Source organism: Melioribacteraceae bacterium (assembly GCA_035362835.1).
Classification (GTDB): Bacteria; Bacteroidota; Ignavibacteria; order Ignavibacteriales; family Melioribacteraceae; genus DSXH01.
Genome location: DAOSDY010000002.1, coordinates 124724 through 145744 on the forward strand (window position 1 = coordinate 124724; position 21021 = coordinate 145744).

The window sequence follows — 21021 nt, forward strand, 5'->3', positions numbered from 1 at the left end:
CCCTATTTCCCGATCGTAATTAAGCCGTAAATTGCAATCAATATTTTACCCTGCAGCGATTCTTTCATTTCTTCTTTACCGGTTTCAGCAGATTTTCCTTCACTCTAAATTTTACAATTCTTGATATGAGTAATAGAGGCAGCTTCTTATTAAAAGGGAATTGAATGGCACCTTTCGAAACTTTGTATTGGGACAATTCTTTTCTGAATGCACTTATACCGGATGGTGCCGGGTAAAACCCGATATGATTTTTGCTAGCACCGAAATGGACCAGGTTGCCGTTAAGCGTGTAAGTTGGAATTGAATACTTGATCGCTTCCTTGGCATCCGGTGCCGATTTCCGTATTGCAATTCTAATACTCTTAAGAAGAAATTGAATTTCCTCCGGATAGTTTCCAATATATTCATCTATGCTTTCCGGTATTTTTATATATTTATTCATTTTTGATCCCTTTCCCGGTTCAATATAAATTACTAGTTATAATATGCAATCTATTGCATGCTTAAAATCGATTGCATTTTTCCGCCAGATATAGAATTCTGCTAAAATCCGCATCGGGTGGAGTGGTATCTGCTATACTTAAAATCAGATGGTCGTATGGTTTGCAGGTCTTAATCAGATCACTTACGAAATATTCGAACTCATCGTCCGATGTGCAATTTTTTAGAACCATGTTGGATGGAATTCCTCCCCAGATAGTAGTACGCTTGCCGAAAAACTCTCTGTACTTTTGAATCGACACTTTTGTCATTGGCGCAGGGCAGACGGAATCGGCAATATCAAACCTGCACTTTTCGAAAGAGGGAAGGAGTCCCTCGTTTTCTCCGTCGGTATGTGTTAGAAGTAATTTACCGGACGATTTAAACCGGTCGTAAGCTTTGTTAAGCCAGGGTGAAATATGCTCGTCGAAAAAGGGAGGCCATGTGATCATCTCATCGTAATTGGCACCGAAAAGGATAGCTTCGGCATTTGATCCTGCGGAGCAGTCGAGTATCTGATCGTATAATCCCGACAGCTTTTCGACAAGCGGATCGAAGATGGAAGCGTCGTCGTAGAGATCGAGGCAGAAATCCTCGTACTTCACAAGGTCGCGCATAATATGCTGCATCGGTCCGCATGCAAGCGATCCGAATGCAACAGCAATTCCCGAAGTACCGATCCTCTCTTTGTATCGGTCATAATTCCCCGGAGATGGAATTATCTTTATTCCGGAGAAGATCTCTTCGAGTGCTTTATAGTCATCATGATCCTTTGCAGCATGTTCAGTCATCTCGGGTATTGTGTTTCCGGAATTGAACAACTCTTCACCGTAACCGCATCTCGTTGTAACATCACCGCAGGATGTGTGATATGTAACTTTCAGTTCACTTTCGGTTTGTACGGCTTCGTAATCAATTGAATTGAAATCGACCATGTAAGGGAAATCAGGATTGTTGTAAAATCCCAAGCCCCTGTGATGGATCGATTCTACCGGGGCGGAACGGATAAAATCGGGTACAACCGAATGAAATCCGACTCCGATTTTTTCGGTCAATTCTCTTAATGAAAGATTCTCAAATCCGGTGGGGAGAGAATTGTTCGCTTTATTAAAGTTGTACCAGATATCGAGACGGGGCACAAAAACCAATCCGCCCGGATCCTCTCCCTGCATTATGGATAGTATTTTTTCCCTGAAGTCAATCATATTATTGAATTGTAAATATAGACGAGTAAAATAATCGTAAGAATTACACTGAAAATTTCCTTGTTATATTTTGCAATTGTATAGGGAAGATAAATATCGAAGTTAGGTGAATCTTCAGGCGCATATTTTTTTGCGATGTTTGTTAACGGACACCGCCAGGAGTTTACGAGAATAACAAGTGACTCCCCGACAATAAGAAATAATGAAACATAAAACAGTGAATTGAATTGCATCGTAACAACGGAATATCCGATATAAAAAGTAGCGAGTGTCATTACCGCCCAGATAATTGTGTGAAGTGTTTTGATAAAAATTATCATAGAGTTTTACCTGAATTTTGGTTGTCTGAAATTGAATAAACTAAAGTGATTCTCATGCATCCTTTTTAACAAAGTAACGGGATACTGATGTAAATCTAAAAAAAATAATCTATTTGAGGGATAGTCAAAATAATTTTATAATTATTAAGGTGTGTTAAAGGAATATAAATTTATTGTAAGAAATGTATGAAGGATTCTTGTGAGTTGATTCCGGGGTTCAAAAATCCCGGGTCATCTCAATCTTAACTCCCATTCTAATCATATCATTGATCAATAGTTCAGGATCGGCGATATGACCCATCATATAGAGCCCCGGCTTCCTGATAGAATCAAGCTGCTTTAGGAGAGCGATGACCGGTATGACAGTAAATTCATAAGCGCTTTTATGTTCGGCGCGGATCATTAGCTTCTTTAACATGCCCTCCTTTTCACCCTCCGCTTTAAGAAGGAAGACAACACCCAATTGACCATTAGAAAAATTATTAATCCCCCAGGTCATCAAACGTGCCCAGAATCGGCGGAACAGTCCCCGTTTTATTTTATGCGAAATCATTATAAGAGGAAAAAGGAAATAATCAACGAACCAGTTGAATCCCGCTACATATACACCGTTCTCTTCTAGTCCGTACTTTTCGGGTATTCCCTTCATCTCGATCAGATCGATCGGAACGCAGCTTCTCTTTCCCCATCCTTTACCGAAATCGATTTTTATCTCATCCTTATAAGAACCGGGCACCCATTTGCCGCCGCGGTAAACTTCGGGCCTGTATTCTGCAAATGAATCAACCAGCTCAATTAATGAATAAGGATTTTCAATCTCCTCGTTCATCACAAAAGCAATAATTGCTCTCTTAAAATTGTCGAATTGTGAAGCGCCGCTTCTGACAAACAGCGCGGGGAGGCCCGGATGGAATCCCCCCTGTGTAATAAAGCATCTGCCGGAACTTAATATCTTCTCTTCAATTGCCTTGAGAGTAGCGAAAACATCCTGCTGAAAATAGATATCGATATAATCGATACCCGCCTCAATTGCTTCTTCGGCAATTGAAAGTGCATATTTTGCGGTAGTTGCCGCGATAAGAACGAGGTCGCACTCTCTGAACGCGGAGCGGAGGCTAGATCTATCCGCTGCATCTACGTGCCTGAATTCCACCCGCTCACCTGGAAAATTTGCTTTCAGAAATTCTGCATGCTCTTCCGCTTTCTTTTCGTTTCTTCCGGCAACAATAACGTTCCAATCTGTTTCTTCAAGTAACATGCGGCAGAAGACTTTTCCCGTTCCGCCGTAACCGCCGAGTACTAATATTTTCATTGAATATAAATCCGTTTTTATAAATTAATTATTGAGGCGATACCGACTCTTCATTACTATTCTTTCTCAAACCGACAATCGCACCGGCAATTCCGGCAAATGCAAGCAGGTAGAGGCCTATCCCTGCATATAATAATTCTCCGAATCCGAATGAATACCCTGTACCTATTATTACAGTACCGAAGTCGTCCGGCAGCAGGAAGATGTTTACGATTGCAGAAGCAGCTGCGATAATCGAAAATAAGGAGGCGATCAAACCGGTTCTTTTATTCTTATTCCCCGGAATAAAAAGTATGAATAGAAAAACGATCATATATATTGAGGATGCTGATAAAGAAATGTAAATCGGTATTGTTAACACTAGATCCATTCCTTTTGTAAATGCATTTCCAGTTTTCGACTCTGTCGTTGTCCACGGCAGGAAGTGAATTAGAATCATGAAAAGTCCGAATAGAATTCCAATAAATGCGGAATTCTTTCTCATATTTTCACCTCTTATAGGTTGTAATTATTTCTTTCCGGATTTTAATTCAACATGCCTCTTAAAATTATCGAGTATACTCTGCCAGCCCTGGCGCTGAAGCTCCGGGTCGTTTTCCGTTTCCGCATCGAATTCTTCTACTACCTTAACGCTGCCTTCGAGCTGAATGAATTGTGCCGATACTTCACGCCCGTCGGCCATATAATATTCTATCAGATTCTTCTCGATTACTTTGCTGTATGTTCCTTCAAAGTCGAAGCCCATACTTCCGTCCCTGGCTTCCATCCTGTAGGAGAATGTTCCGCCGGGCTTAAGATCGAGCCGGCTCTTCGGATTGTGCCAGTCGTCCGATGCCGCGTTCCAGCAGTTGATGTCGTCCGGAGTATTCCATGCTTTCCAGACCTGATCTATATCTGAGTTTATAATTGCTTCTACTTTTATCTTCATCAGAAGACCCTTTTTGTTTAGTACGTTAATTCAAACCTGCCGTTTTTCTTTATACAGGTGAAATGATCGCTGAGAAAAGAGGAAGGGAATTTCGTTCTGTTTCCCCGTCTGTCTTTTGCTGTGAAATAGAATTCTACTTTATCTTCTTCATTACTAACATAAAAAATATAGCTGAAAAAATTATCATCTTCCTCATTCATTTTATTGACGGATTCCTTCCCGTTATTCAAAAGATGAATTTCGATGCTTGATTTATCAAGTCCGTAACCGCTCAAAACATAAGTGGTAATTTCAATTTTCCCGCCGTGATCAATTATTCCGGGTAGGTTTGAAAAAGCGGGACCGAAATAGGAAACCGCCATTTCAGCATCCGGAATACCCCAGCCGTAAAGATTATCGGGATTCCCGGCTCTCGACGATGTATTTCTAATCGCCTCTCTTACCTGGTCGGCAGAAAGATCCGGATGTGCAGACAATACAAGTGCCGCAATGCCTGCAGCAACCGGTGCTGCCAGAGATGTACCGTGATTCCAACCGAATTCCTCTTTTAGTCCCGGTAAATAGTTTGCTGTCCATACTCCTTCGCCCGGCGTTACGATATCCGGTTTTATTCGGCCGTCAACAGTCGGACCGCTTGAACTGAAGAAAGAATGATTCAGATCCTTATCAATCGATCCCGCGGCAAGAACCATAAATCCGTCGGCAGGCGGCTCAATAATCTGCCATTCCTCCTCAAATTGATTCCCGGCGGAACTGACGAAGACTATTCCACCGGCTGACAGACTGTCTGCAACTCTTGTTATCAGTGCTGTATTTCCGTCCATCTGTTCCGGGGTATAATAATCTGCTTTTTCAAATTTATTATAGCTGAGGGAAGTAGTAATTATATTGACCTTCTTCCCGGAAAGCCACTTATAGGCATTAACTGCATAACCTTCCTCTTCAGTTAATCTATCCGAAGTCTTATCTGATTTTGCCAGATAGAAATCAGCTCCGTATGCAATCCCCAAAATTTCATTTTCCTGATATCCGCCGATCATTGAGAAAACATTTGTACCGTGGTCCATTCCACCAATATGATCCTGATTCGAAACAGTTGGAAGGTTTACTGCAAAATCAAACTCCTCTATAATTCTAGTTTTTTTAAATGCAGTATGAGCCGTATAAAAACCTGAGTCAACTATTCCAACTTTTATTCGTTTACCTGTAATTCCGTACTGATGAAGCCGGATTGTGTTCACAATCCTATTCTGCCTGTACGAATTACCGTATAAATATTTTGCTGTGGTTTTATTGTATTCTAAGAGAATCCAGATAGAAGTACAGATCAGGATGACTGAAATTAAAATAACTTTCAGGTTTTTCATCGGATTGTTCTCACACAGTTTTGATCATTAATTATTTTTTATAATTTGCAGAAAACTCCCCACATTAATATTAATCTTCTTAATTGATAAGCTTAATAAAAATCATTACAAGGATCGAAGTCCAGGTTCGAAATCATATATTTAATCAGGTACCCATCATTCTTCTGTTTTTCCCAAATCATGAAATAAGAACCGGTAAAAGCATATGGATGCTTTGTTTCATTTGAACTGACCGATAATCCGTAAGTACCATACTCATAAATATCATTATTTACCTGCCAGATTTTGTCAGCCTTTGCGTTGAATGAATGGAATTTTGTCCCTTCCTTCTCCTGTTTAAGATAACTTGACCTTATTGCATCCTTCTCTTTTATAGCCGGCTGGAAGTCGGATGCAACAATCGCGTCATCGGTATAAAAATTTATAAGCTTTTCGTAGTCTGAGTCATAGATTGCTTTTTCGATTTGTCTGTTAGTTTCAATTAATGCGCTCTCAATAGTGGAGGATTGATTCGATTCTTTTTCCTGTGCATCTGTCTCTTTTAGATTATTGCACGATATCATTACAGCAATAAGGATACAGCAGAAGATAAATCCTGAAACATATTTTAGTTTCATACTACTCCTTATAAATTGATATGTGATTACTATTTCCTTCAATCTCCGATTTTTGACCTTTTAATATGACCATTGAATTCTATCAATTCGATTGGAACTCCGTCATCAATAATCATCGCGACACGGACACATTTGGACGGGGAATTGATTCCGCTCAGAATTGTTCTCCCTTTTAATGCTTCTTCAAGGTTATCAACTTCGAAAGCGATATGGGGAAGTGTCCGGATTAGTTCGTGCACTTTACAATCCGCTTCAAACCGCATCCATTCAATTCCGTACGGACTCGTATCGAAACCCCGGACGTACATTTTAAGTTTTTTGAGATGCTTTTCTTCGGGATGGGGAAGGGTGGTGGGGATACCGATATGGTGATACTTCCAGCCCGCACGCGATATAACCTCGGGCTCCTCGTGATCGGATCTCTTTTTCAAGTCTGTCTCACATTTATCTATTTAAAACTATCTTACACAAATACCCAAAATCATCAAAGTCTTTATCAGAGTTACCTAATTGCGGTCTCAATATTTTCTACAATTACATTATTTGCAAGCGTTTTAAACCGTACGCCGTTTTTCTGTACAACAGTTATGGTTATATGACCGGTTTTACTCTTGTTGATGTCTCGTACTGTTCCGGATTTACCTTTGTGAGTTCCGCCAATAACCATGCAAAAGTCGCCGTCTTTCAATTCTATCTCTTTTTCTAACTTTATATCGAAATCCTTTGATAGAAATTAGTCATTCGGAATAATAAATAGCAATGCATGGAATTCGGGTTGGTACGTTTGAAATGTGAATATGGTTCTGAGAACTTATGTCTATTCTTTTTTTGGAGAACTTCCTCCGGCTCATTTAGAAAAGAACAGGAGGAAGCTTATTTATTATTTAAGATTTCTGCTCTGCGTCTTTTTGAACAGTCAGTTTTGCCGACTGAAGATAAAGTGCTGAGGAGATAATCCATAATGCAATGAAAAATCCATTTACTGTAATAAGCTCCCGGAATTCGCTGAATGTATTTCCGTTCCCCTCAATGTAAGCTATAACAACTACTATAACCTGTGTTAACGCAGTAGCCAGTAAAGCGTATGACATCCCTTTCGGTTTGAACTGAGCAATGACCGCCGCGACAACTCCCACACCGATAACCCATAAATACATAATGTTAGCCGGGTTATCCTCATTGCCGATTATCCCGACTGCAAGATTTGCCCACATCATGAAGAGTGCGGCTCCGACCGCTATACCGGTTGCAATACTATATTTCCGGTTGCCCGATTTGTGAGTCAATAATACAAATGAAATTCCAGCGCCAGATAGAAGGATTCCTGCAATTACAAAATCCATCAGGTTCCATACAACCTCATCACCCGCAATCATGGCAATCAGCGGTATTAATAAGATGAGACCTGTAATTATAAAAACAATAATAATGTGTCTTGCGAGTTTACTGAGTGATTTCATTCTGACAACCTCTTATAAATTATTGAATTGTTAAAAGTACTTTGCATTACAAAGTTTTAGTGTAAAAAAATTATTTACGTGATTCTATTATTTTCTCAAGCGCTTTTAGATGATCGTCGAATGCTTTTCTGCCTGACCTGGTTATGAAATACTTAGTATTAGGTTTCTTACCGATAAACGATTTTTCCACTCCGATGAAATCCTCTTTTTCGAGCGCCTTGATATGACTGGCGAGATTTCCGTCGGTTACATCAAGGTATTCTTTCAGCGATGTGAAATCTAGTTTGTCGCTAACAGCCAGGGCGGACATAATGCCGAGCCTCACACGGCTTTCGAATGCCTTGTTTAGATTATCGATAAATGTTTTCACCTCTCATACCTGAAATGCATGTAAATTCCGTAGATGATATGAACAATCCCGAATCCCGCCGCCCATAATACTAAACTGTATTCAACGAAGTAAGAGCTTATCAATCCTAAAACGATCTGTACAATTCCGAGGGACTTAACTTCATCGATTGTGTACTTACCGGCATTATAGAGTGCGAGACCGTAGAATATTAGTGTTGCGGGAACAAGCAATCCGATCAGTCCTTTTGAAATGAAAATTAGTATTAATAATCCGCCCGATATTAGCGGAACTGCCATGTGAACCAGAAGTCTCCGGGATGTGGCGTTCCAGATTTTTTCTCCCTTCTTAATCGCCTTTCTTCTGGATAGTAGAACTGCAGATACAAGCGCAAGGATCAGTACGATTACCGCTAATCCGGTAACATTAAACAGGGAGGATGTTAATCCCGATGGGTCATTATATTCGTAGTAGATACGGTCCGGATTAAAATTGAAATAAGCATATGCAATATAAGCCCCGGCTAATCCGTACAGACCCGCCATAATTCCTGCCCAGCCGGAGAGTGATAGAAATTTGGAGGAACGCTCCATCATAGAGCGTATCTCCGTTATATCCTGAATGTAATCTCGTTCTTTTTCCATACAAAGTACTTTTTGTTGCAAAGTTAATCTAAAATTTATTTCTACACAAGATCTCACTTAATTTTTTTTGATTATTACGGCTAAGGTTAAAACAATTTTGGAGAACCGGATTTTTCAGCCCAAAATTTTTAAGCTCAAATACGGATTGCAGGATGTGTGTATGCTCGAAATCCTGACTATTCCTTGATTCCTTTAATTACTACAAATCCTCCTTTCCCGTACCTTCAACCGGATTTTCAACTTCATTTCTATTTTCGCTTAGTAAAGTCTGAATAATCCGGTTTATCTTAAAACCGTTTGATTCTATCAGCTTTATAATCTCATCCGCCGAATAAAAATTAGCACTCCTGTAAAACTTGCTCACCTCTATTTGCTCTTCCATAGATTTGCCGAATAAACTATCCCTATCTATAAACGCAATTATTAATTCGCCGCAACTTTTTAATATCCGGTATGCTTCCGTTAAAGCTTTATCGGGATTATTAATAAAGCAGATTGAAGTTATAAAGAGTGCTATATCGAAACTTGAATCCGGATAGGGGAGACTTTCAGCAAATCCTTTCTCAACATTTAAATTTCTTTTACGTGCATACTCAAGCATTCTATCCGAAGGATCGATCCCGAATTTAATACCCAGTCGTTCGGCAAATATTCCGCTCCCGATTCCGATTTCCAATCCGTTTCTCCCGACCGGGACAACTTGCTTTAAGGCAATCAATTCCGATTGAAAGATAGTTTCATTCTCACTGAACCAATCTTCATATTCTTCAGTGTAAATATCGAAAGGATTCTTTTTCATCTCTAAAATGTTAGGACTTTATCGCATTCAACGGTCCACTGTGCGAATTCTTTCATATTGCTCAGTTTAACACCCTCTATAAATTGAATTTTATCTATACCGCGTGCCTCCGAGCAGCCGCCGCAGCTTTTAACTTCGCCCCCTTTCTGGATTACGGATTTCAGCATTCTCTCGATGTTATAATATCCGTTTGGTGTATTCTGATTCGGCAATCCGCAGAAAACGGCATCTGCAAGTAGGAAAATTTTAATCCCGGTACTATCGCCGTGCTCTTTCTGAAGTGTCATCGCCATTCGTAAAGCATTGTAAGCCTTCTCAGTACCGTAAGGCGCATCGTTTATAATAATTAGAATCTTCTGCATCTTTTCTCCTTTTTTTGCAAATATAATTCAGTTTTATGATTTCAGATAGAATAAAAGTATATCAGTGAGAATTTTAAGATTGTTTATTGATTTTTACAATCATAACGGAAAACATTATATCATAATTCACCTTATCTGCTCCTTTGGTTAACAACCGCTGCTCTTTTATTAATACCATTCCGTTTTTATACAGTAATTTTTTAATATACTCCGGCGGGTGTTTATAAACCGGTACTCCCCAGTCTGTCATCTCTTTTTTATAATCAGCTCCTATTCCCGGAATCACCGTGAATGCGAACAATCCTCCTCCTTTCATCAGCCTTGCCGCTTCGGAAAATATATTGTCTAGATCACCCAGGAAATGTAAAACACCGCAGCAAATTATATGATCGAAATAGTCGTTATCAAAAGGGATTGTTCTGTCTGCGAGATTATGGATTCTTAAATCTTCTGCGAATCCTTTTTCTCTGCATTTGTTCAGCATCTCTTCGGATCTGTCAAGTCCGTAGACTTTCAATCCAATCCGTGAAAAATTAATTGATGCCAATCCGGTCCCGATACCAAGATCGAGTATTTTTTCTCCGGGTTTAACAAACTCATAACACAATCCGAACAACACATCCTGTGCATAACTGTCATATTCTTTTACCTGTTCGTCATATCGGTCAGCATCCTCTTTGTAATCAGATTCATTCATATTCAGCTCCGGAAAAATGTTTTTTCATTTCCTGCATTAGAATTTATTCTCTAACCGGATTTGTAGTACCACTGTTTACCCAAAATTAAATAGTTATACTTTTCCTAACAAGTATCAAAATATTTCGTCTAACATAACCGGAATCCTACAAAATATGAGGACCGCATGAAAATTAAATATTCACTCCCCGTTATAATTACTTTATTCTTTATTTCTACCTTGACTCTCTTACCGCAGCAGGATAACGATCCTGTATCAATCGGAATTTATAAGAAACTCCATTCAGAAATTCTTAATGAAGGCCGTCTGCTTACCATAACATTGCCGCGCGAATATGAATCAACCAATCTCTCATATCCTGTTATTTATCATTTATACGGTGACAGGATTGAACAGTATTTAGCCGAATCAGTTTCACACATTTACAATCTCGGAAGTACAGGTGCCATCCCGCCCTGCATACTTATTGGAATTGATGAAAAGCAGCTAAGGTACCGCGACCTGCTTCCGTTAAATAATGACGGGACTCCTACTGGGATTGAAAATTTTATCCGCTTTATTAAAGAGGAACTCTTCCCGTTTGTAGAGAAAAATTACAGGACAAAGGATTTCCGGATTCTCGCCGGACCGCAGGTAGGTGCGAATTTCGGAATTTATACTCTAGACAAATATCCGGACCTCTTTAATGCCTTTATTCTTACTTCTCCCTTTAGATGGAGCGGGGGAAGGGATCTTCTGCTTGAAATGAGCAGGGAATTCTTCGGCAGAACTAGTGTACTAAACAGGTTTTTGTCTATTACTTTTGATGAAAGCGACCGTTTAGCAAAAGAAGGTGCTGTATATGTCAGAAATTTTGAGAAGATGATATCGGAGAATCCTCCTGATAAATTCAGGTTGAATATTCATTACATTGAAGGGAGCAGTGATTTCAATACACCGCTGCGGCTCAAAGAAGGATTGAAATCACTCTTTGAATCATATCCGCTGCCGGCAGATAGGCAAATTGAAAATCTCTCAGCACTAATTGAATATTATAATAATCTTTCCGGCCAGTACGGATTTCAGGTTGATCTGCCTGAACATGTTCTCACCGATGTGAGCGATAGGTTTGATTCGCAGAAAAAAATAAAAGAGAGACTAGAGGTTCTCGAGTTCATTTTGAAAATCTATCCACGGTCGGTTAATGCGTTGTGGCGCCTTGCCAACTATTATAAAGGAACGGGGGAGAAGGAGAGGGCACTCAATTACTTTGAGGAATGCCTCAGGATTATGCCCGATTTCGGCGCGGCAAAAGAGAATGTAAGAATTCTTAAATCGGAACTTGAGAAGTAGTAGAATTTTTTTTTTATCCGGCTGCTGCGATTTATTAGAATGTCATTATAATTCCTGAATCCGGAGAACAATTTTTTATTTCAGCAGGATTAATTTCTTCGTATCGGAATAATTGACGGACCATATTTTATAAAAATATAATCCGCTTGTTAAATTATTACCATCTAAAATTACTTTGTGTCTTCCAGCATTTAATTCTTTCTGAACCAGTGTCCGGACTTCCCGTCCGAGCAGATCATAAAGTTTAATAGTAACTTCTCCGGTTTTCGGAATTTCAAATTCAATATTTGTTACCGGATTGAAAGGATTAGGATAGTTCTGGAAAAGCTTATACTCCGTTGGTAAATCGGGACTAATCTCCACACCGGTAATACTAATCGACACTTCTTCAGAAGCCGAAGAACCCGCAAGATTTGTTGCGCTTGCATAATAGGTTAGCGTCCCTACTCCGTTATATTCGTCGGTATACTCCGTTTCGTTAGGACCTGCTTCACCAATCTGCAGCCAATTCTCATCGTTTACTTTTCTCCATATAATTACTTTATCTGCTACACCGGAATTATTTTTCCATTTAATTACTACTTTTCTCTGATTGTTTAACTCTACTGTAACGTTAGACGGAGCTTTGGGAGGATAAACGCGTGCCGGATTTTTCTCTGTCCATTGATTTGTGGCGGGTATGTATTCATAAATTTTATTAGAACTTTGTCCGTTCTCGTCTCTGCCGCCGTAGATATATAACTTTCCGTTCAATACTGCAGAAGAAGCAGCGGAAAGTTTTTTCGGCATGTCGGCTAATCTTGTCCAGCTCCAGTTTGAAAGGTCAAGAGAGTAGAAATCATTTACGTTGGTTATGTAATCTTCAGTTCCTCCACCGATGTATGCTTTATTGTCAATCTTCTCCATAATAAATCTGCCCCGTTTTTTCTGGGGTCCGTTTCCGCTTGTAGTATTCTGAGCCCATGTGTTACTGTTTTTGTTGAAAGTCCATAATTCGTTTACAAACGTGTTATTGTCCCCACCCCAGAGTGCGACTGTATATTCATTCAGACCTACGGCCTGATGACCTTCAAATTCCCTGTTGGCAGGCGGATTTGCCATTTGAGTCCAGGTATTCTGCTCAATATTATAGAGCCAGCAGTCGGCAATATATGTGCCTTGCTGACCTTTGCCGCCGATAAGCAATAAGCCGTCGCTTACTTTTGACAGAGAAGGAGCTACTCTATTTGTCGGCGAAGCGCCGGTAGGAACTAATTTTGTCCATTTTCTATTTGCCGCGTCGTATTTCCAGATATCGTTAAAAATCTGTCCGCCGGAAGATCCGCCGTATAAAAAGATCGATTTCGAATTATTGTCGTAAACAGTTTTTTGATATGTTCTTCCTTCAGGTTTTAAACCGTCCGATGGATCCTCCTTAGCCCATTTATTCTGTTCCGGATCTCCCACGCTTAAATCATTAAGTAATATTGATTTTACAGAGCTCCTTTTCATGAAAATATTGATCGAGATTTCATTGTCTGCCAATCCGCCAAACATGTATAGATATCTTTCGTCGGAAATCATTGAACCGGATTGAACAGCGGGAAGTGAGAGAGTATCCTGGGAAAAAGTAGTATTGATTAAAAATAGATTTAGAAAAAGTACGGTGATTAATTGACGTGAACCGAATCGGATTTTCATAGTACCTCCTAATCTAAGAGAAAGCACATGATATGGGAATTAGATTTATGAGTAAAAAAATGTCCTGCATACAATGGTTAAGTCAACAAATTAATTATTGATTAAAACAGCCTTTAACTTAACCAAGAACCAAGGCAGACCTTGTTTCATTACAAAACTAAAACAGATTTTGTTGCCGGCTGTTAATTTATACATTTTAGTTCCATTAATCAGTTATTAGTTCAATTGATATTTTTGACCAGCGCTTACCGGATTAAGATATTATAACCTCGCTATAAATCTAAAAAGAATTTCAATCCCCGGTTTGTATAAAAGAACAAAGGGACTCTTAAAAATCCCCCGACTTCATATATTTTATCATCCGTCAGAAGATCAGTATAACTGAAGTAAGGATACAATAGCAATCCTGCGAACGGGGTTATTGAGTATCCTAATGATGTTTCCCCTGTGTTTCTGGAAATTGATAACGTTGGCCCAACATCTATACCGGCGATGATAGTATAATATGCCTGGATACCGATATGTATTTTTGTCCGCACCTCGTTAAAATCAATACTGATTGAGTTGCCGAAATTTATTTGATCGTACTTCGAGAGATAAATAACAGATAATTCGAATCCGGATGTAAATCCGCCGCCTTTACCGAATGAATAACCTAGTTTCAGCGTTGGAGTAATTATAGCTTTAATATCAGGCCCACCGGCAAATGTTTTATCGGCAAATGAAAAGAAGAATAAAGCCAGTAAGAAATATCGTATGATCAATTTCATACAGATGTAAATTATCCCTATAGACCATCACATTGTAAAACGTCTTCAACAATGAATCACATTAACTTTCTGCTCTCTTTTTACGTATAATCTAATCAAAACTTTACCATTACAGAACTTATTAAATTTCATGCACGGAATTTTTCGATAATTGCTTAAACAAATTATATTCAACATAAGCATTACAAAGTTTAAAATGCTTACGCGGTTGGTTTTAAACTTATTTAATTAGAATCATTTTTCTTGTAATAATAGTGTCTGAAGTTTTCAGCTGATAAAAGTAGATTCCGCTGCTAATGTTAGAACCGTTGAAATCTACTGTATAAGTGCCGGGATCGTACTCTTTTTTCGTAAGTGATTCAACCTTTCTTCCTAACATATCATAAACGTTTAATTCCACGAAGGAGGTATTCTTAATATTGAACTGAATTCTGGTAACCGGATTGAATGGATTAGGATAATTCTGAAATATACCTGTTGATAATTGCAATTGTGATTCCTCTTTAATATCTGTTAAACTGCTGGTTACAAATTGACTAACTGAAGTCCAGATTCCTTCATAATACTGGTTGAAAGATCTAATCCGCCAGAAATATCTCTTACCCGGTTCGAGTGTATAAAATTTATAAGTTGTATCGCCTTCAATTCTTATCGATGCAACCGTACTTAAAAAATCCCGATCCAAACCGATATTAAGTTCATAACCAACCGCATTTGAATCAATGGTCCATTTAAATATAGTTGGGTTCGTACTTACATTTTCCTCCATATTATTTGGAGAACGTAAATAAGGCCATGATAATACTCCTGTAATTGGCATTGTACTGAAACTCCAGACTTTGGAAGGTGTCCCCAGTTTTATAAAATCATAAGGTATCACACGCCAGAAATATTTTACAGAAAAACCTACATTCATATTAACCCAGTGCCATCCAACTCTGGTACTTGAAAATGAATCCTTCATCAATGTATCTTTCGCCATTTCAAGAAGGTAACCGGTTGCACTGTCAATTTTCGTCCAGGCAAATCTTACCGGATTATTTCTGATCTCTACCAAACCATTTGCCGGGGCTACCAGAGTTGGAGCGTATAAGTAATTGGGTGGTGGTTCAGGGACAGTTTTAAAGTTATATACAGGCGACCACTCGCTAATTGTATAATTATTCTTTGCTCTAACTCTCCAGTAAAAAGTTGTGTTGTACTGAAGACTATCGATAATTACACTATTTACCTGTAGACTATCCTGTTGGTGAATGATGCTTTCAAAATCAACATCAGTTGAAATCTGAACCTGGTAAAATAAAACTTCGTTAACCACATTCCATATTAGAACTACATGGTTCCTGCCGATTTCTACTGCATTGTTAGCGGGAGTTGAGGGCTGAGGTGAGTCGAGAGGTTGAAATAATGGTTTCGTCCTGAATCTCCTTTGATCCGACCAGGGACTTTCTCCTCCGTCGTTAAAGAATTTTACTCTCCAGAAATACTCAGTATCATATGCCAGATTTTCTATCTTCTGTGTATTCTCTACGGTAATTGTATGAGTTAATGGACTTGAATTGATGTTTAAAATAAGATCCGAATAATTCTGATCGGTAGATACCTGCAACTGAAAATACATTACTCCCGGTGGTGTAAACCAGGACAGAGTTGGTGTAGTTGAAACTCCTGTCTGGCCATCGGAAGGGAAATTCAGTTCCGGCTTGATTAGTTCTACCGTAGGACCATTTATATAAATACTTCTAACTTCAAGGGGAGGTTCGAATATATTTGTCCCGTTATTATCGGCTGATACTACTTCCCAGTAATAGGTCGACATCTGGTTCATCTCATTTAATGTTAATACTGTATCACTAACCTCAACAAATTTAAAATTATACTTGTTATTGTATCGGGGTGAAAGCTGATAAAAATTAAATATATAATGCTCGGCATTGATTGCTTTCCGCCATCGGAATGTTACAGGTAAAGTAACACGTTCTCCATTAGAAGGAGTAATCAATTCTGGAGAGTAGAGAGGGGGCAGAATCTCTACTATGTGTAATTGTCCCGAATTATTACTTTTTACTTCAACGATTTCATTATATGCATCCACCTGATAGAGCATCATCCATCGGCTTCCGACAGGCAACTCAGGTACTGAAAATTTTATTTGTTCAAAATCATTATTAACCCCCGGTTCTATTGCCGGGTAGCGGTGTTCAATTATTTCAATATCTGTCGATGTGTCGATATATCTTTTTAATGTATCGGCTGAAAGGTAGACTTTAAATACACTGCTTGGTGCAAGTGTATCCCCTTGATTTAGAATATATGCTAAAAACTGATTGTTCTGACCGGAACGGAAATGTGTATGATACACAAAACCATACAATTTGAGATCGGGGTACTTTTGGGCAAAGAATATTGAAGTTACCGAAGTCAATAGAATAAATAATATTTTAAGAAACCTTGTTAACATTTAGGATTTCTAAAATAATGATTTTGATAAATAATCCATGACAAAAAAATCCTTTACATCTATATCAATACCACACTCTAACAGCGTGCAATTTAATTTATTTCCTCAGTATTTTCTCCATGGCTTTACCTTTTGCGAGTTCATCTATCAGCTTGTCCAGGTAGCGTATTTTCTGCATAAGCGGGTCATCAATCTCCTCCACGCGTATTCCGCAGACAACGCCTTTTATAAGCGCACAATTCGGATTCATCGCAGGCGCCTGTGCAAAGAAAGTCTCGAAATCGTTCTCCTTCTTAATCTGCTTCTCTAATCCCGCCTGAGTGTAGCCTGTCAGCCAGCAGATTATCTGGTCGACTTCTTTCTTTGTCCGGTTTTTCCGCTCCGCTTTTTGAACGTAGTTTGGATAAACGCTCGCGAACTTCATCTTAAAAACTTTATGTCCAGACATTTTTTCCCCTTTCTGATAACGATTTTGAAATTAATTCACCGCCTGAAATTACAACACTGCAATTCTAAACACACTAACTTTTTGTTTTACTTACACGCTGTTCTCCGGCTGAGAAGCCGATTATTCATCATTATTTAAATTGATTTAAAAACAACTCCGTTTCTTTTTCTCTTTTCTGTTTATCTATCAGATATTGACTCCTGGCTCTCGCTTCGCGAACCCAATCATTCACCTCAAAACGAAGAAGAAAACAATAGAAATAGAACAATCCAAGAGTAATAAAAAGCAGAATATTGCTGAACTCTGCAATCACGGTAAATAGTAAGAGAAAAATAACCGGCACAATTACAATTGCGGCAAATAAAATAATCCAGCCTTTCTTTTTCTCACTGTACAACACATAAAGCATATACGGCGTAAAGATTATTGCCGTCGCTGCTGCAAAGAAAATAAAAACAAATGCAAAAAAAGAAAAAAAATACAGCACTGTGCCCGAGACCTCATAATTGAGATATCTCTGCAGCCGGGTTATATTATTATTCTGGTTTATATATATCTCATCTTCCATTGGCTCTTGCTCTTTATGACAGCGATAAATTTAAGCCGATGCACTTTATAACTGCCGATTGGCAGTAAGAATAATTTTACTTTAACACAAAGGACAACAATTCTTAAACTATTTTTTTAGGACTACTTTAATATACAATTACAATATCCTTCCGCACTATAATCCGGCCGCTTCAAAAATTGGAACAACTTCCTCTATAACCATTGGTACTTTTTGATGATCCATCCCGTCACGAGAGTAATCGGATGCCGTGGTAACTATCACCAGATTCAGGTCCCTGATAACCATGATATACTGCCCGCCGGCTCCGAGAGCCAGGAACATATCGTGTTCTGATTTACTGCCGCGTATGGGATCACTCCACCAGCTTTTATTGCGTTTACTTCTATACCACCATTGATAACCGTAATCAAAAAAATCGCTTTCTGCTACATATGGTTTTGTTGATGCGGCAATCCATTCTTCCGGTACTATTTGTTCACCGTTCCAATAACCTTTATTTAAAACCAGCAGACCGATCTTAGCCATATCTCTCGGATACAGTTGCAGACCGGCATCACAGGGAATTACTCCATTTTCTTTTTCCCAATTAAAAACCGAAATACCGAGCTTGCTGAACATAAATTCTTTTGCAAATTCATCGGCCTGTTTGTTCTCTAGAGTATATATGATTCCGCCGAGAAGATTTGTACATTTCCCGCTGTATCGGAATCTTTCCCCCGGCTTTGTCTCCATTTTACTACTAAGTATATATCGAATAAAATTATCCGGTCCGTGATCTTCAAAATCCCCATCCTCATTAAATCCGGCAGTCATTGTTAAAACATGTTTAAGTGTGATTTTTTCTTTTTCCGGTGTTTTATACGAATAGTATTTTGGGAAAAAGTTTAAGACCGGATGTTCTTCATTATTTGATTTATTACGGTGTAAAGCTATTCCCAGAAGTAAAGAAGTAATGCTTTTAGTGCATGAGTTGATGCGATGAAGCTTCGTTCGATTATAACCGAAAAAATATTCTTCAAGTATAAGTTTCCCGTCTTTGATTATTAATAATGATTCCAGCCGTCCGGATTTTTGTTTAATTATCCGGTCGATCAACCTGTAAACGGCCGCTGAATCTTTTGCAAATTTGAATATTGATTCTGTCTCTAAATAATTATCAATTTGCCCGGGCCTTTCATATCTATAATTTATTTCTCCGCGGTTGTCCGGTTTACGGGGGTAAAATATATTCGAAAAATCTTTTTCTGTTCTTACAAAATTGACCGGGGTTATTTCATCTGAATGTATTCCTCCTTTGAGCATTTTACTTTCTGCATCCAGGTTGAAAATCAAGGTATCCGAATCTGAATCAATGATTACTATTCTCCCGGCAATACTGTCGTATTGTACATCAGTAAACTTACATTCCATTTTGAACTCATTGTTCATTATAAAACAACAACGGGCTGTAAGTTTATTACTGCTCTCTTTTCTAATTAACAAAAGAGCATTGTCTGCGTCTCCGAAATTGGATGACGTTTCTTTGGTCGAAATCCACAATCCCTCAATACCTGCTGTTGACGTAGTGTTATTATTAATACAACTATTGATGGAAATTGCGATCAAAGCCCACGTAAACAATAGTTTTGTTCTATTCATTATAGATCCATAATAATGTATTTGACATTTTGTATTCAGTATCAAGCGGCCGCAGCTGAGTAGCTTGTCATTGATTATTCATTAAAAAATAAAAGGAACAAACATCCCGGTCTCTTTTATATACTCTGAATAGGATTTACCGAAATAATTTATATTCTCTCTCTCTTCAACTTTCGCCGTTACAATTAAGAACAACATTATAAATACTGTTAATAGAATTGTAAGAACTGATATATTTTTTAAGAGAGCTCCGAGACATAAAAATAAAAGTGAGCTATACATGGGATGTCTTATATACTTGTAAACACCATCTTTAACTAATTTATCAGTGTTTTCAAATTCGAAATTAGCTGTAGCATTCTCTCTTTTATTTGAGCCGCCAGTCTTTTTGAGTAAAGATATACTCCGGATTATTAGGTAAAGTGAGATTAGTAAAAGAAACCATGAGAGTATCTGCCGGGGAGAAAATGATTTGGAAAACCAGTGCGGGATATTTAATAAAACCAGAATCAGTGTAAATTCAAAAACAAAAAACCGGTAAAAACCGTGAACCTTAAAACTTCGAAATGATTTTCTCGATACTGTAATCAGCAGAATAGTCCCTGAAGCAAATAGAAAAACTTGAATTATAGATGGTAGATTCATAATCAATCCGCAATTCTAAATACCTAACGAAGTTGCGTTTAAGCAAACGCTACAATGTTTCCGCTACAAATATTTACCCGCCGTCTTTTTGGCGGGCAACGATTTCTTGTTTATGTTTTTTATTTTCTTCCTTTCTTCAACTTTTGCAATAATGATAATCTACAAATTCCTTGACCGACGGAATTTATCCCGCAGTTGTTTTGCGGGAGCGTTCCGCTTAAGACGCGTGCTATACCTTATTCTCTACAGACCGGTAATTTTATAAGTTGCAATTACCAAAAGTTGACACAGAATACTTACTGTAAAAAAATAACCATTATGTTTTAAATCTATCTTGAGTTTATAACTCGCTCTTATAACAATTAGAAGCAATAGCAGCAGTATAATTATTCCTACAGTATATGTACCGAGTCCCATAATTGAAGATATTCTAGCTTCATCTTGCTGACTAAATCCTCCAAAGACAAGAGAAAAAAAACGGAGTACAAATTGAAAGAATAAAACCGGGTAGGCATATATCGTTGAATATTTCTCTAAAATTAACAGAGAGGCAACAGCCAACAATATCGTAAATGCAGGTCCGCCAATACTTACGTATAAATTATGGCTTTCATTTAAATAATGTCCGTCTCTAGGCCAAACATAGTTTAGACTATATATCATATCATTACCTAGAATCTCTCCTACAATCCAATGTCCAAATTCATGAAAGAGATATGAGAAATAAGCTACAGGAATAAACAATAAATAGAGTCTAGCTAAAAATTTTTTATCAACATTCATAACTTAACTATTTTTTATTAACGGTATAACGGTGTGGCTTTTCACCCGTCAGCACCGTACAACAGAGCCGAACTGAAAAACCACTGTCAATAATTTTTAACAATTTTATTTGACAGAACAATGTTACAAGCAAGCTTACATCTTTTACCAAAC

The 21021-nt window shown here is 38.3% G+C and carries 25 protein-coding genes; 1 reads left to right on the forward strand and 24 read right to left on the reverse strand.

Annotated features, from left to right (window positions below; translation table 11 throughout):
- Positions 1-64: 64 nt before the first annotated feature.
- The 16 genes from PLZ15_07630 to PLZ15_07705 all read right to left on the reverse strand — a co-directional run bounded on the left by PLZ15_07630 (position 65) and on the right by PLZ15_07705 (position 10540).
- Positions 65-442, reverse strand: coding sequence for a DUF1801 domain-containing protein (locus PLZ15_07630; protein HOI29621.1), 378 nt, complete (start codon positions 440-442; stop codon positions 65-67).
- A gap of 61 nt (positions 443-503) precedes the next feature.
- Positions 504-1685: a hypothetical protein gene (locus PLZ15_07635; GenBank protein ID HOI29622.1), complete on the reverse strand. Its 1182-nt coding sequence runs from the start codon at positions 1683-1685 to the stop codon at positions 504-506.
- Positions 1682-2005, reverse strand: coding sequence for a hypothetical protein (locus PLZ15_07640; GenBank protein ID HOI29623.1), 324 nt, complete (start codon positions 2003-2005; stop codon positions 1682-1684). Before PLZ15_07640 ends, PLZ15_07635 begins: the two co-directional genes overlap by 4 nt.
- A 217-nt stretch (positions 2006-2222) precedes the next feature.
- Positions 2223-3317: an SDR family NAD(P)-dependent oxidoreductase gene (locus tag PLZ15_07645; protein HOI29624.1), complete on the reverse strand. Its 1095-nt coding sequence runs from the start codon at positions 3315-3317 to the stop codon at positions 2223-2225.
- Positions 3318-3345: 28 nt separating this feature from the next.
- Positions 3346-3801, reverse strand: coding sequence for a hypothetical protein (locus tag PLZ15_07650; GenBank protein ID HOI29625.1), 456 nt, complete (start codon positions 3799-3801; stop codon positions 3346-3348).
- A gap of 24 nt (positions 3802-3825) precedes the next feature.
- A complete protein-coding gene (locus PLZ15_07655) occupies positions 3826-4245 on the reverse strand; it encodes an SRPBCC family protein (GenBank protein HOI29626.1) in 420 nt (139 codons plus the stop codon).
- A gap of 17 nt (positions 4246-4262) precedes the next feature.
- Positions 4263-5612: a S8 family serine peptidase gene (locus PLZ15_07660; protein ID HOI29627.1), complete on the reverse strand. Its 1350-nt coding sequence runs from the start codon at positions 5610-5612 to the stop codon at positions 4263-4265.
- Between the two features lie 92 nt (positions 5613-5704).
- Positions 5705-6229, reverse strand: a complete 525-nt coding sequence (locus PLZ15_07665; GenBank protein ID HOI29628.1) for a DUF4440 domain-containing protein — start codon at positions 6227-6229, stop codon at positions 5705-5707.
- 38 nt (positions 6230-6267) lie between these two features.
- Positions 6268-6660 (reverse strand): hypothetical protein, encoded by a 393-nt coding sequence (locus tag PLZ15_07670; GenBank protein HOI29629.1) that lies wholly within the window; start codon positions 6658-6660, stop codon positions 6268-6270.
- A 71-nt stretch (positions 6661-6731) separates the two neighbouring features.
- A complete protein-coding gene (locus PLZ15_07675; protein ID HOI29630.1) occupies positions 6732-6917 on the reverse strand; it encodes a KOW motif-containing protein in 186 nt (61 codons plus the stop codon).
- Positions 6918-7113: 196 nt separating this feature from the next.
- A complete protein-coding gene (locus tag PLZ15_07680) occupies positions 7114-7689 on the reverse strand; it encodes a hypothetical protein (GenBank protein ID HOI29631.1) in 576 nt (191 codons plus the stop codon).
- A 70-nt stretch (positions 7690-7759) separates the two neighbouring features.
- Positions 7760-8059 carry a transcriptional regulator gene (locus PLZ15_07685; protein ID HOI29632.1) on the reverse strand — a complete coding sequence of 100 codons (300 nt, stop codon included), beginning with the start codon at positions 8057-8059 and terminating at the stop codon, positions 7760-7762.
- Positions 8056-8682 (reverse strand): hypothetical protein, encoded by a 627-nt coding sequence (locus tag PLZ15_07690; GenBank protein HOI29633.1) that lies wholly within the window; start codon positions 8680-8682, stop codon positions 8056-8058. Before PLZ15_07690 ends, PLZ15_07685 begins: the two co-directional genes overlap by 4 nt.
- 199 nt (positions 8683-8881) lie before the next feature.
- Positions 8882-9481 carry a class I SAM-dependent methyltransferase gene (locus PLZ15_07695; protein HOI29634.1) on the reverse strand — a complete coding sequence of 200 codons (600 nt, stop codon included), beginning with the start codon at positions 9479-9481 and terminating at the stop codon, positions 8882-8884.
- 2 nt (positions 9482-9483) lie between these two features.
- The gene (locus tag PLZ15_07700) at positions 9484-9843 is read right to left on the reverse strand and encodes a DsrE family protein (GenBank protein HOI29635.1); all 360 of its coding nucleotides are present in this window, start codon (positions 9841-9843) and stop codon (positions 9484-9486) included.
- Positions 9844-9916: 73 nt separating this feature from the next.
- Positions 9917-10540: a class I SAM-dependent methyltransferase gene (locus PLZ15_07705; GenBank protein HOI29636.1), complete on the reverse strand. Its 624-nt coding sequence runs from the start codon at positions 10538-10540 to the stop codon at positions 9917-9919.
- A 165-nt stretch (positions 10541-10705) separates the two neighbouring features.
- On the opposite strand from PLZ15_07705, the gene PLZ15_07710 reads away from it, so the two are divergent.
- Positions 10706-11872 carry an alpha/beta hydrolase-fold protein gene (locus PLZ15_07710; protein HOI29637.1) on the forward strand — a complete coding sequence of 389 codons (1167 nt, stop codon included), beginning with the start codon at positions 10706-10708 and terminating at the stop codon, positions 11870-11872.
- A 75-nt stretch (positions 11873-11947) separates the two neighbouring features.
- On the opposite strand, the gene PLZ15_07715 is transcribed toward PLZ15_07710, so the two are convergent.
- The 8 genes from PLZ15_07715 to PLZ15_07750 all read right to left on the reverse strand — a co-directional run bounded on the left by PLZ15_07715 (position 11948) and on the right by PLZ15_07750 (position 20868).
- Positions 11948-13552: a kelch repeat-containing protein gene (locus tag PLZ15_07715; protein ID HOI29638.1), complete on the reverse strand. Its 1605-nt coding sequence runs from the start codon at positions 13550-13552 to the stop codon at positions 11948-11950.
- 272 nt (positions 13553-13824) lie between these two features.
- On the reverse strand, positions 13825-14322 hold the full coding sequence (locus PLZ15_07720; GenBank protein HOI29639.1) for a hypothetical protein: 498 nt from the start codon (positions 14320-14322) through the stop codon (positions 13825-13827).
- A gap of 220 nt (positions 14323-14542) precedes the next feature.
- Positions 14543-16783, reverse strand: a complete 2241-nt coding sequence (locus tag PLZ15_07725; GenBank protein ID HOI29640.1) for a T9SS type A sorting domain-containing protein — start codon at positions 16781-16783, stop codon at positions 14543-14545.
- Between the two features lie 97 nt (positions 16784-16880).
- On the reverse strand, positions 16881-17231 hold the full coding sequence (locus PLZ15_07730; GenBank protein HOI29641.1) for a DUF2200 domain-containing protein: 351 nt from the start codon (positions 17229-17231) through the stop codon (positions 16881-16883).
- Between the two features lie 130 nt (positions 17232-17361).
- Complete coding sequence (locus tag PLZ15_07735; protein ID HOI29642.1) at positions 17362-17799, reverse strand: hypothetical protein; 438 nt, start codon at positions 17797-17799, stop codon at positions 17362-17364.
- Between the two features lie 156 nt (positions 17800-17955).
- Positions 17956-19440, reverse strand: coding sequence for a serine hydrolase (locus tag PLZ15_07740; protein HOI29643.1), 1485 nt, complete (start codon positions 19438-19440; stop codon positions 17956-17958).
- A gap of 81 nt (positions 19441-19521) precedes the next feature.
- Positions 19522-20085, reverse strand: coding sequence for a methyltransferase (locus PLZ15_07745; protein ID HOI29644.1), 564 nt, complete (start codon positions 20083-20085; stop codon positions 19522-19524).
- Between the two features lie 243 nt (positions 20086-20328).
- The gene (locus PLZ15_07750; protein ID HOI29645.1) at positions 20329-20868 is read right to left on the reverse strand and encodes a hypothetical protein; all 540 of its coding nucleotides are present in this window, start codon (positions 20866-20868) and stop codon (positions 20329-20331) included.
- Between the last annotated feature and the right edge of the window lie 153 nt (positions 20869-21021).